The sequence below is a fragment of the Erysipelothrix sp. strain 2 (EsS2-6-Brazil) genome (genome assembly GCF_016617625.1).
GTDB classification, from domain to species: Bacteria; Bacillota_I; Bacilli_A; order Erysipelotrichales; family Erysipelotrichaceae; genus Erysipelothrix; species Erysipelothrix piscisicarius.
The window spans coordinates 18,630-30,071 of the sequence record NZ_SBAR01000014.1 but is presented as its reverse complement, the minus strand read 5'-3'; the positions used below and the strand labels follow the sequence as shown (position 1 = coordinate 30,071).

The window sequence follows — 11,442 nt, the reverse complement described above, 5'->3', positions numbered from 1 at the left end:
AATATCTTGATGATATTTGCTTCAAAATTAACTCAATGCCGCGAAAAATATTTGACTTCAAAACGGCCTATGAGATAGACTTTAATAAAAGTAAAAGTGGTGCGGTTGAGATTTGATAAAAGAAAAAGCACCCGGATTCGGGTGCTTTTTATATCTAAAATAAACAGATTGATACCAAACACTACTTTGATAACCGAAAACCCTTATAATAAAATGTAAGGAGGGTTTAAAGATGCATTATAAAATACGTAATTTTAGAGATTTAGGGGGGATTCCAGTAAAAGAAGGTCACGTAAAACACCATAAACTTTTACGGGGTGGTCCGCTCTATGATTTGGATGATGAGACGGTGTCGAGTCTTCTTAATGAATACCACCTTAAAATGGTTATTGATTTAAGATCTGATCGCGAAATCGAAGAAAAACCAAATAAGGTGATTGAAGGTGTTGAAGCCATTCATCTTGACATTATGACTAAAGCACAACAGAATGCAGATCCAGAAAAAATGGCACTTAAATATCGACGTGAAATTTCTACAGAACACATGAAAGGTTTAAACCGATTGTTTGTGGAAAGTCACGATGCACGGGATGAGTATCGTATATTTTTTAAATATCTTCTTAAAAATAAAGAAGGAGCTCTTTATTTTCACTGTACTGCAGGTAAAGACCGAACGGGTTTTGCGGCTGCTCAAATTCTTAAAATATTGGGAGCGAGTGATGAAGCAATCTTAGCAGATTATCTTGAAACCAATACAATGACTCATGAACTCGTTGAAAAAGAATTGGCGGGATTTAAAGTTAAAGAAAATCTAACGGATGATCAGGTGAATAATATTCGTGGATACATGACGGTGGATACCAGTTACCTTAAAGAAGCGTGGGATGCTATTGAAGAAATTTACGGGGATTTTGAAACTTATGTTTCAGAAGGTTTATTACTATCGGAAGAAGATGTGGAGACACTAAAAAAGATCTATATCGAATACTAACGGTTGCCAATGGCAATCGTTTTATTTTAAATTATGGTATAATGTTCACGAAAGTTTCACAAAGTGATTTGAGGGGTTTAGATTCATGGCATCTCGTTTTAAAAAAGGCATTACTATCATCCTGGTGTTCGCATTGATTGGCATTCAACCCATCAATGCGTTTTCACGCACCGACTATGAACGGGATGAAGGTTATTATCATGAGTTGTGTTCTGGGGCGAGCGCACGTGATCATCAGGATGAGTGTTCTGGATTTACCGAATATATTAATGAAAAACTTGCGGATTCGGAAACATTATTAAGACGGATTCGTGAAGAAAAAGAGACGGTTTTAGAGGAAATTGAAGATAATAATGAATTGTTAGAAGTTTACCAAAAAGAAATTTTGGTTTTAAAAGAACGTGTTATGGAGATTCAAGAGAGTATTCGAATCATTGAAGAAGATGTTTTGGCGACCGAAGCCAAGATTAAAGTGTTTGAAGATAAAATTAAAGTTTTGGAAGAGAAAGTGAAACTCAATATTCGTGCTTCACAATCCTCTCTTTATGTAAGTAATTATATAGAGTTTGTATTTGGAGCTGCAGATTTTGTGGATTTAATTCGTCGCATGGAAGGGTTGACACGAATTAAGCAGAGTAATGATGGTGTGGTAAATGAGTTGATTGCTGCACGAAAGGCATTTGATGAAGAAAAAGAGCACTTGTTATCTCAAAAAGAACAATTGGAAGCGAAAGAAGCGTCTGTAAAAAAAGAAGAGCATGATATCAAAGTCTATCAGATGGAAGTCCGAGATTTGATTCAATCGTTGATGGCCAAACATCAAGTGCTAGAGGATCAAAGTAAAGAGGTTCAAGAAAAGATAAGTTTTGAGAACAAACTGTTTTTAGACCTTCGAAATTTACCCAATGAAAATGGATTTGTACGACCGATAAAATCAAATTATTGGGTATCAACAGGCACGTGGCATTATGCAAAAGGCGGTCGTCATATGGGTGTTGATTTAGCGCATGTTGATGCGCGTGTGGGCTTGGAAATTCTTGCTCCGGGCTCGGGTATTATTACTGGGACACAAGGTGGATGTCCAACCTATGGTTCGTATCCTCGCGGGAATTGTAATGGAGGTTGGGGTAATTATCTGACAATGATGTTTAGTGTGAATGGAAAAATTTATGGTGCGTTGTTTGCACACCTTGAAGAAAATTCATTTAAGATGTCACCCGGATCTGTAGTTCGTGCAGGCGATGTGATTGCGAATATGGGCTCTTCAGGTTTATCCTCGGGTCCTCATCTTCATTTAGAAATTTATTATCTTGGTTCTGATAGCATTGAGGCTGCATATGATCGTTGGGATGGAAACATAACCTTTGGGACGGGAGGCGCAAATTGGGGCAACGGTTGGGAGAAACGTTGTGAGATGAACAATCATGATGCTCCATGTCGCGAAAACCCTATGAAAATATTTAATTATACTTATGAAGCAGAATATTAAAAGTCGAGTGAAAATCTCGACTTTTTTATTTTTTTGAACATATCCATTGACAAAAAAGGAGAACAAAGTTATTCTTTTGTTGCAAACGTTTCGCATTTAAATAAATGGGTGTGAATTTAGGGTAACACTTAAAACATTCATATTTTGGAAATGCAAGGCCACGAAAGTGAGGATTTGAAATGAAAAAATTAGGTTTAGTATTGCTTGTCTTGATGATGCTAGTGGGTTGTCAAGCACAGAATAAAGATGAATCTGGAAAATTAAAAGTAATGACAAGTTTTTATCCACTCTATGATTTCGCGCAAAAAGTCGGAGGCGATAAAGTAGCAGTCGAAAACATTATTGAAGGTGGGGAAGCACATGGATATGAACCAAGTGCAAATGATATCATTCGTATTCAAGAATCCGATGTTTTTATTATGAATGGTGCTGGTTTTGAGGCATGGGCTCCTAAAACATTACAAAGTGTAAAAAATGAAAAATTAAAGATTGTTGATTCGAGCCAAGGGGTGACCCTCCATGAGGGTCATGACCATGATGATCACGATCACGATCACGATCATGATGATCATCATCACGGTGAATATGATCCACATATTTGGATGAATCCCATGAATGCCTATCAACAAATGAAAAACATTAAAGATGCTTTTGTGGAAGTAGATCCAGAAAACAAAGAATATTATGAAGAAAACTTTAAACGTTATGGTGCTGAGTTTGAGTCATTAAGCAATGATTTTGAAAATAAGTTACGCAATGTGAAAAACAAAGAAGTTGTCGTAGATCATACAGCATATGGATATATGCTTGAGCCCTATGGTATCGAACAAGTTGCCATTGCAGGCAGTCTTCTAAGTAGTGAACCAACTGCAAAGCAAGTGGATGAATCCATCCAATACATTAAGAATCAAAACATCAAAGCAATCTATATGGAATCACTCAGTAATGATAAATTACTCCAAACGATATCCAAAGAAACGGGTGTGAGAATTCTTAAATTAAACACGCTTGAGAGTTTATCAAAGCAAGATTTAGAAAAGGGCACCGATTATTTTAAAGTCATGCATGAAAACTTGGAAAGTCTTGTCGAGGGATTGTCACTCTAATGATTGAAAAACGAAAGGGTGTAAGTATACTCACAGTGCTTGCACTCTTTTTTTCCATTTCGCCCATTCACGCCCTATCTGAAAATGACTTTAAAAAAGATGAAGCATATTTCCATGACCTATGCTCTGGTCAAGCATCGCGGGAGCATGAAACCTTATGCAGTCAATTCACAGAGTACATTAATCAAAAAATAAGCGATTCCCAAACACGTCTTAAAGATATTGAAAAGCAAAAAGACGATATCAATACATCGATTGATACCCAACAGGAAACAATTCGAGTTTATCAAGAAGAGATTAATACCCTTTCCGCAACTGCTCGTGAATTAAAAAATTCCATTACCGCAATCAATGAAGACATCAAACAAACACAAATTAATATCGATGTCTATCAAAAAGAAATTGATGTGCTAAATGAAAAAGTAAAGAAAAACATTGCAACCTCTCAATCACAACTTTACGTCGATCCGCTAGTCGAGTTTGTCTTTGCGGCCGTCGATTTTGTCTCCCTCATTCGCCGTGTCGAAGGGATTGCGCGCATTAAGGAAAGCAATGATCTTACCGTAAATAAATTAATTGAAGCAAAGAAGGTTTTTGATTTAGAAAAAGAACATTTAAATCATCAACGCCAAGAATTAGAGAAAAAAAACAAGCTGATTGAAGAACAAGAAACGATTAAGAAAGCATACATGGAAAAAGTCAAAAAGACGATTGCCTCCTTGATGGAGAAAAACAAAGCACTCGAACTCCAATATGACGAACTCCAAGAAAAAATCGATCTTGACAGTCGCTTGTTAAGTCGAATCTCGAGTATTGAAGAAACCAATGGCTTTATTCGCCCCGTTGAAAGTGGATACTGGGTATCCGCAGGAACTTGGACTTATCCATGGGGTGGTCATCACATGGGGGTGGATTTAGCTTCCGTTACAGGATCGATTGGTCTCAATATATTGGCACCGGGGTCGGGACTTATAACGGCAGTTAATGGAGGGTGTCCCACATATGGATCGTATCCAAACGGCTCGTGTAATGGAGGATTTGGTAATTACATCACCATGATCTTTAAGACAAATGGTGTTGTTTATGGAGCGATGTTTGCTCATTTAAAAGAAGGAAGTATGACCGTTTCCCCAGGTGATATCGTTTCGGGCGGAACAGTGTTAGCGCAAATGGGTTCTTCAGGATTATCCATGGGACCCCATCTACATCATGAACTTTATTATCTCGGTGAAGATTCGATTGAAGCAGCATACGAGCGATGGGATCGGTCGGTAACCTTTGGTACAGGTGGTGCTTATTGGGGGAATGGGTGGAATATGCGCTGTGATACCAATGGTCGAAGTGTTCCATGTCGTGAAAACCCTATGACGATATACCAATACACACTTGGAGGTGAATATTGATGCGAAAATACCTACCTTACGGGGTCATCCTTCTAATCATCATTTTATGTTCGTTGTTATCGTATCACTTTCAAAATCATGCGGTTATGGCACAGTCCTTGGAAAGTAAACATGACGCTTTGTATCAAGGAACCGTAACAAAGGTCCGAACCGAAAAAGATGAAACAACGAAAATGACGAAGCTATTTTTAGAAGTATACTCTGAATCTTTTCCATATCTTAATAAAACAATTTCAATCGAACAATCCTTGAGTGAAAATACGGCTCAGGCCCTTCTTCCATTACAAAAAGGGGACTCTGTTCTATTGAATCAAACGACAAATGATGAGGGGGTCCAGTATACGCTCAATGGTCCAACCCGAAGCATGCGTGTATTTGTCGTGATTGGGATCTTTAGTATCCTCTTACTGGTTATTGCAAGAAAACAAGGTTTGAAAACGTTAATGTCGTTTGCGTCAACGGTTTTCGTGGTTGGAACCGTCTTTATACCTGGTATTTTAGCCCAACAAAATATGTATCTTTTGGTATTGGTTGTTGCGCTCTGCATTACCCTTCTATCATTTATCACATTGTCGGGATTCTCCAAGAAAACAATGGCTTCTATTATTGGGACACTGGGGGGTGTTTTGGTCGCAATCGTATCGGCACTGCTGATTGTCTTCTTTTTAAAGATTCGAGGTGCAGCGTCAGAAGAATACTCGTATATTGCGATGATGAATCGCGAACAGCCTTTCAATGTAAATCAAATTCTCTTCGGTGCTGTAATCATTGGGGGACTTGGGGCGATGATGGATATTTCAATGTCTATTGCTTCATCAATGTGCGAGATGATTGAAATCGAAGCGTCCTTACCAAGACGCGATCTCGTGAAAGCAGGCATGAACGTGGGCATTGATGCAATCTCAACCATGGTCACAACGCTTGTCTTGGCATATACAGGAGGTGCTTTGCCATCAATCATCCTCTTAAATCTCTATCAGCGAAGTGGTACCTATATTCTCAATAGCTTATGGTTTTCCGTTGAAGTCCTCCAAGCACTTGTTGGTTCCATCGGCATGATGGCAGCCGTTCCATTAACCGTATATTTTATGAGTTGGATTCAAAAGCGTTTACAACGAAAAACGAATACGAAAACCTGTAGTTAAATGGTTGTATATCATAGTTTTTCATATCTATGTATGGTAGAATTATCATCAGTACAAATAGATGATAAGGGGTGTTTATATGAAAAAAACTATTGTACCAGAAGGATATCAGTCCAGACTTGGTGTTTATGACACTCAAACTGCGATTGGATTTATTAAGCGTTGCTTCGAAGAGGCGCTCACAGGAAGTTTAAAATTAAAACGGGTTTCTGCGCCTTTGTTCGTGGCACGAAATTCGGGTTTAAATGATGACTTAAATGGTGTGGAGCGTCCGGTTCGTTTTGACGTTCCCTCACTGGATGCAGAGGGTGAAGTAGTACACTCCTTGGCAAAATGGAAACGCATGGCGTTACATCAATATGATTTTAGAGAAGGAAACGGTCTTTATACGGATATGAATGCAATTCGCCGTGATGAAGCGTTGGATAACATTCACTCAATTTATGTGGACCAGTGGGATTGGGAACGTGTGATTTCACGTGAACAACGTACGATAGATTATCTAAAAGAAACGGTTCAAAGCATTGTGAATGCGATCGTGGAAACTTCAAGTCGTTTACATACGAAGTATCAAGATGTGGATGTCATGATTGATTCAAATGTATCATTTATTACAAGTCAAGAATTGGAAGATTTGTATCCAAACTTGAGCTCTAAAGAACGAGAAAACGCATATGTTAAGGAACATCATACAACGTTTATCATTCAAATTGGTGATAAACTCAAGAGTGGAAAACCGCATGATAACCGCGCTCCGGACTATGATGATTGGTCTTTAAACGGAGATTTGTTGTTCTGGCATGAACCGCTTGGGATTGCACTTGAACTATCCAGCATGGGAATTCGTGTCGATCGCGAAGCGATGTTGTATCAACTTAAAGAGGCAAATCAAGAAGATCGCTTAAAATATGATTTCCATAAGATGATCGTAGACGATGAACTTCCACTAACAATTGGTGGTGGTATTGGTCAGAGCCGTATGTGTATGCTGTTATTGGGAAATGCACATATTGGTGAAGTTCAAGTAAGTCTTTGGGATGATGAGACTTTAGACACATGTAAAGGAAAAATAGAACTCTTATAAGTAAATAAAAAAACCTCTCAATGGATATCGAGAGGTTTTTTCGTGTTTAGAAAGCTGGTGAGAGTGTTGCGCTGTGTTCTTCTGTTAAGAATTTACGAACAGCATCACTTGTCATGGCTTTTTTTAGTGCTTGAATTTTCGCATCATCTTTATTATCTTCACGTGCTACTAATGAAATTGCATAATGTCCATCTGATTTTTCTAAAATTAGCGCATCACTTGGTGTGAGTCCAACTTGTTTAATATAAGTAGGATAGTTGAATACGAGATCGACTTCTTCATATGCTTGATTTAAAGTTAAGAGATCAACTTCAATAAACTGATAGTTTTTATGATCTGTTACGTCTTTAATCGTTGCATCATATTTAACACCATCTTTTAATGTGATGAGTCCAGCATCTTGCAAGATTAGAAGGGCACGAGCTTGGTTGACTGCATCATTTGGAATTGCGATTTTTGCGTCATCTTTAAGATCTTTAATGTCCTTAAGATCTTTTGAGTAGAAACCTACAATTGCATCATAGATTGGTTGAATGCCTACAAGGTTACCACTTTGACTCTTGTTGAACATTTCCATAAAGGGAACATGTTGGAAGAAGTTGGCATCGATTTCTTTATTATTAAGAGCAGTATTAGCTTGGGTATTGTCTGAAACGGATACAAGTTCAAGTTCATAACCGTCTTTTTTCAATTCCTCTTTAGCAATTTCGACAACATCGGTCATTGGCATCATATGTGATGCAACCTTTAACTTCATGTCATCTGGATTTTTTTTGGCGCCGCATGCGGTAAGCATGAGCATTGCTGTGAGTAATACAAGTCTTTTTTTAATCATCTTTTCTCCTTATCGCTTATCAATTCGTTTAGCGATTCTATTTCCTGTGAATTGAATCATCAGTACAAGAACAATCATAATGAGAATGGTTGCATACATGATTTGCCACTCAAATCGTTGATAACCATATCGCATTGCGAAGTCCCCGATTCCGCCGCCACCAACAACTCCCATTACCGTCGAGTAATTTACATAACTAATAATGGAAGATGTAAGTCCGAGGACAAGTCCTGATCGTGCTTCAACAAACAGAAATTTAAAAACAAGTTGAAACGGTGTTGCTCCAAGTGAGAGGGCACTATCAATAATTCCTTGAGGAACCTCGAGGAGTGCTTGTTCAACAAATCGAGCATACAATGCCGCTGCAACAAAACTCATGGGTACTGAGGCTGCATAAGTTCCAAGTGAAGTCCCAATTAAGAATCGAGTCACCGGAATCATAAACACAATAAATAATAAAAACGGAAACGAACGCACCACATCCACATATCCATTTAAGAAAAATGAAACAAATCGATTTTCGTAATACCCGTCTTTTCGGGTAAGGTAGATAAGTGTGCCCAGTGGTAATCCAATTAAAAGTGCAGATAGAATTGAAAATCCTAAAAGAATAAAGGTTTCGCTCAGTGCTTTAAGCAACTCAGCATGAAATTCAGCGTATATCGATATCATTGTAATAAATAGTCCTTTGCATGGATTGCGTAAGAGGGTGTTGGATTGTCTTCATCGTGACGATTTACTGAAATCACTTCATGAAGCGTTCCATTATCCAAAATCGCAACCCGATCACACAACATCTTCGCAACTTCTAATTCATGAGTAACAATCACAATCGTTGTGCCGAATTGTTGATTAATCTGTTTTAAAACCTCAAGAATTTCTTTGGTAGTATGAGGATCTAAAGCAGATGATGGTTCATCACAAATTAAAATCTTCGGTTTGGTAATCAATGCACGTGCAATGGCAACACGTTGACGCTCTCCACCACTAAGTTGTGCAGGATAGTGGTGGATCTTTGATTCGAGGTGTACAAAGCAAAGCGCTTCAGACACCACATTACAATCTTTATTCTTTGCAAGTCTTAGTGGCAAGGCAATGTTATCAAACACAGTACGATTCCCCAATAAATTGAAATTTTGGAAAACGACGCCAATCTCTTTACGAAGTGAACGCATTGCGTTACTTGAGAGTGATTTTAAATCGGTGCCATCAACGTAAACGACACCATCGTCGGGCTGTTCTAATCCATTGATTAAACGCAGCGCAGTTGACTTACCGGCACCGCTTTCACCAATAATTCCGAAAATTTCAGATTGTTTGATTTCAAATGAAACGTTGTCGAGTGCCTTGAATGTTTTGTTTTTACCTTGATAATGTTTAGAAACATTTTTAAACTCAATAATAATAAAACCTCCCAGCTCATTAACCCACCGTTATTATAGTGGCTTTATACCTGATTTTCACCTGATATACTCATAAAAAAACAATAAAATAACGTGATTTTACTAACAAAATGAGCGTTCTGAAGGTTCATAAATACAGACTCATGTATAATAATAAAAAAAGGAGAATGATAAACATGACATCGATTTATAAAACAACGGCAATCAATGAAACAACTGTGCCAAATCAAACTCGAATTGAAGACGGTCTAGCACTTACAATGACACCGCCTTTAGATCCTCAAGAAGGTTCGAATCCAGAACAACTTCTTGCAATGTCGTGGGCAACATGCCTTAATGCCACAAGTCAAGCACTCTTAAAAGCACGAAAACTCGAACATAATTCAAGAGTGCGTGTTGAGGTAGACCTCCATAAAGAGGCAAATGGAGTAGGATATTACTTCAGTGCCTATGCATATTTGGCCGTAGAGGGGATTTCCTTAGAAGAAAGTGAACGTCTTGTACGTCAAGCCCATGAACGATGCCCTGTATCAAAACTGATTCATGGCAACGAACATGTTGATGTATTTGTGGAAGCATACTAAGCAGTCGAAAGGACTGCTTTTTTGTATTATGTTATTTAATGTAAATTTGTGGAATGAAGCATTGTTTGCATAAAGACATGATATAATCAAAACGTAAAATGAGGTGGCATAAGGATGAAATTAGAAAATGAATCGTTACTTTTAGAATTTGATTGTAAAGGTGCAGAGCTTCGTCGCGCATTAAATAAAGAGACGCAAAAAGAATTAATGTGGAACGGTGATGCTGCATTTTGGGGACGTGTTTCTCCAGTCCTTTTCCCCATTGTAGGAAAAGTATTTAATGGAAAATATACAATCGATGGTCAAGACTATCAATTATCGCAACATGGTTTTTTAAGAGACCAAGAATTTGAAGTTGTACGTCATACTGAAAATGAATTTGTATTTGAGTTTCACAGTAATGATGCACTGTTGGAAGTATATCCATATAAACACAAAGTACAAATTGCATATAAATTAGATGGAAAACGGATCACTGTAACGTGGCATATCTTTAATAAAGATGAGAACGAAATGTTTTATGCCATTGGAGCACATCCTGCTTTTCTACTTGATGATGAAGGTGATTATGAGTTTGTCTTTGAACAAACTGAAAACGTTCATCAATACGGACTCAAAGAAGGCTTTATTGATGGAAAGGCTCCCGTTCAATTAGATCGACTTGAGGTGAATGAAGCAAACTTCAAGGATACAACCTTAATCTATGATCATACTTCAGAAGTGACATTAATAAACAAGAACACCCAAGAATCCGTTACGGTAGCTTACGAAGGCTTTGACTACTTAGCGTTATGGCGTCCTTGTAAGGAAGGTGTAATGGCACCTTTTGTATGTATTGAGCCTTGGGTAGGTATTGCGGATGAATACGGTGGATACCCTGATATTCGTGAAAAGCTTGGAATTAAGCGTCTTCAGAAAGGTGATGACATTGTGCATCAATATACGGTGACGTTTCAATGAAGCAAAAATTTATTCAAATGATGCAGGGCCGTTATGGAACGGATAAACTGAATCAACATCTTCTTTATTTAGGTGTGGTTGTGGCGATTGTTGGGATTTTTACCCGACAAGTTTGGTTGCAAGGGGTTTGGTTGTTACTTTTAGTTTATGTCTATTACCGTACCTTCTCGCGTAAGATTCAAAAACGATATCAAGAGAATCAAGCGTATCTTACATTTTTAAGTAAAGGAAACGCGAAATGGAATCGCATTAAGTCATGGCCGAAGTATAAATATTTCACATGCAAGACGTGCGAAACCCGACTTCGTGTTCCGCGACGAAAAGGAAAAATTGAGATTACGTGTCCAAACTGTAAAACAAAATTTGACGCAAAATCATAAAACTTACTAAATTCGTGATAGTTTTCACAATGAAAACGCTTAACTTGTTTCATCATCACGAA

The 11,442-nt window shown here is 37.9% G+C and carries 12 protein-coding genes and 1 pseudogene; 10 read left to right on the top strand and 3 right to left on the bottom strand.

Features of this window, described 5'->3' with window-relative positions:
- The 7 genes and pseudogenes from EPJ89_RS07680 to asnA all read left to right on the top strand — a co-directional run.
- Positions 1–116 (top strand): annotated as a pseudogene (locus EPJ89_RS07680) (IS30 family transposase); the annotation flags it as partial.
- Between the two features lie 116 nt (positions 117–232).
- Positions 233–991 carry a tyrosine-protein phosphatase gene (locus EPJ89_RS07675; protein WP_200549414.1) on the top strand — a complete coding sequence of 253 codons (759 nt, stop codon included), beginning with the start codon at positions 233–235 and terminating at the stop codon, positions 989–991.
- Positions 992–1,076: 85 nt separating this feature from the next.
- Positions 1,077–2,480, top strand: coding sequence for a murein hydrolase activator EnvC family protein (locus EPJ89_RS07670; protein ID WP_200549413.1), 1,404 nt, complete (start codon positions 1,077–1,079; stop codon positions 2,478–2,480).
- A 179-nt stretch (positions 2,481–2,659) separates the two neighbouring features.
- The gene (locus EPJ89_RS07665; RefSeq protein ID WP_161637419.1) at positions 2,660–3,586 is read left to right on the top strand and encodes a metal ABC transporter solute-binding protein, Zn/Mn family; all 927 of its coding nucleotides are present in this window, start codon (positions 2,660–2,662) and stop codon (positions 3,584–3,586) included.
- Positions 3,586–4,989: a murein hydrolase activator EnvC family protein gene (locus EPJ89_RS07660; protein ID WP_161637418.1), complete on the top strand. Its 1,404-nt coding sequence runs from the start codon at positions 3,586–3,588 to the stop codon at positions 4,987–4,989. Before EPJ89_RS07665 ends, EPJ89_RS07660 begins: the two co-directional genes overlap by 1 nt.
- Positions 4,989–6,134, top strand: a complete 1,146-nt coding sequence (locus EPJ89_RS07655) for a YibE/F family protein (RefSeq protein ID WP_200549412.1) — start codon at positions 4,989–4,991, stop codon at positions 6,132–6,134. Before EPJ89_RS07660 ends, EPJ89_RS07655 begins: the two co-directional genes overlap by 1 nt.
- A 79-nt stretch (positions 6,135–6,213) precedes the next feature.
- On the top strand, positions 6,214–7,218 hold the full coding sequence (asnA, locus tag EPJ89_RS07650) for an aspartate--ammonia ligase (protein ID WP_161637416.1): 1,005 nt from the start codon (positions 6,214–6,216) through the stop codon (positions 7,216–7,218).
- A 46-nt stretch (positions 7,219–7,264) separates the two neighbouring features.
- On the opposite strand, the gene EPJ89_RS07645 is transcribed toward asnA, so the two are convergent.
- The 3 genes from EPJ89_RS07645 to EPJ89_RS07635 are packed head-to-tail and all read right to left on the bottom strand — an operon-like array spanning position 7,265 to position 9,453.
- A complete protein-coding gene (locus tag EPJ89_RS07645) occupies positions 7,265–8,053 on the bottom strand; it encodes a MetQ/NlpA family ABC transporter substrate-binding protein (RefSeq protein ID WP_161637415.1) in 789 nt (262 codons plus the stop codon).
- A 9-nt stretch (positions 8,054–8,062) separates the two neighbouring features.
- On the bottom strand, positions 8,063–8,725 hold the full coding sequence (locus tag EPJ89_RS07640) for a methionine ABC transporter permease (protein ID WP_161637414.1): 663 nt from the start codon (positions 8,723–8,725) through the stop codon (positions 8,063–8,065).
- Positions 8,722–9,453, bottom strand: a complete 732-nt coding sequence (locus EPJ89_RS07635) for a methionine ABC transporter ATP-binding protein (RefSeq protein ID WP_342622102.1) — start codon at positions 9,451–9,453, stop codon at positions 8,722–8,724. The genes EPJ89_RS07640 and EPJ89_RS07635 overlap by 4 nt, the downstream gene beginning before the upstream one ends.
- 179 nt (positions 9,454–9,632) lie before the next feature.
- Between EPJ89_RS07635 and EPJ89_RS07630 the strand changes: the two genes are divergently transcribed.
- The 3 genes from EPJ89_RS07630 (at position 9,633) to EPJ89_RS07620 (ending at position 11,380) form a co-directional block, all read left to right on the top strand.
- Positions 9,633–10,040, top strand: coding sequence for an OsmC family protein (locus EPJ89_RS07630; RefSeq protein ID WP_125163709.1), 408 nt, complete (start codon positions 9,633–9,635; stop codon positions 10,038–10,040).
- A 114-nt stretch (positions 10,041–10,154) separates the two neighbouring features.
- Complete coding sequence (locus tag EPJ89_RS07625) at positions 10,155–11,000, top strand: aldose 1-epimerase family protein (RefSeq protein ID WP_125163708.1); 846 nt, start codon at positions 10,155–10,157, stop codon at positions 10,998–11,000.
- Positions 10,997–11,380 carry a hypothetical protein gene (locus tag EPJ89_RS07620; protein WP_125163707.1) on the top strand — a complete coding sequence of 128 codons (384 nt, stop codon included), beginning with the start codon at positions 10,997–10,999 and terminating at the stop codon, positions 11,378–11,380. Before EPJ89_RS07625 ends, EPJ89_RS07620 begins: the two co-directional genes overlap by 4 nt.
- Positions 11,381–11,442: the final 62 nt, after the last annotated feature.

Coding starts and splice junctions, on each gene's coding strand:
- EPJ89_RS07675 (WP_200549414.1), top strand. CDS start 233: ATGCATTATAAAATACGTAATTTTAGAGATTTAGGGGGGATTCCAGTA.
- EPJ89_RS07670 (WP_200549413.1), top strand. CDS start 1,077: ATGGCATCTCGTTTTAAAAAAGGCATTACTATCATCCTGGTGTTCGCA.
- EPJ89_RS07665 (WP_161637419.1), top strand. CDS start 2,660: ATGAAAAAATTAGGTTTAGTATTGCTTGTCTTGATGATGCTAGTGGGT.
- EPJ89_RS07660 (WP_161637418.1), top strand. CDS start 3,586: ATGATTGAAAAACGAAAGGGTGTAAGTATACTCACAGTGCTTGCACTC.
- EPJ89_RS07655 (WP_200549412.1), top strand. CDS start 4,989: ATGCGAAAATACCTACCTTACGGGGTCATCCTTCTAATCATCATTTTA.
- asnA (WP_161637416.1), top strand. CDS start 6,214: ATGAAAAAAACTATTGTACCAGAAGGATATCAGTCCAGACTTGGTGTT.
- EPJ89_RS07645 (WP_161637415.1), bottom strand. CDS start 8,053: ATGATTAAAAAAAGACTTGTATTACTCACAGCAATGCTCATGCTTACC.
- EPJ89_RS07640 (WP_161637414.1), bottom strand. CDS start 8,725: ATGATATCGATATACGCTGAATTTCATGCTGAGTTGCTTAAAGCACTG.
- EPJ89_RS07630 (WP_125163709.1), top strand. CDS start 9,633: ATGACATCGATTTATAAAACAACGGCAATCAATGAAACAACTGTGCCA.
- EPJ89_RS07625 (WP_125163708.1), top strand. CDS start 10,155: ATGAAATTAGAAAATGAATCGTTACTTTTAGAATTTGATTGTAAAGGT.
- EPJ89_RS07620 (WP_125163707.1), top strand. CDS start 10,997: ATGAAGCAAAAATTTATTCAAATGATGCAGGGCCGTTATGGAACGGAT.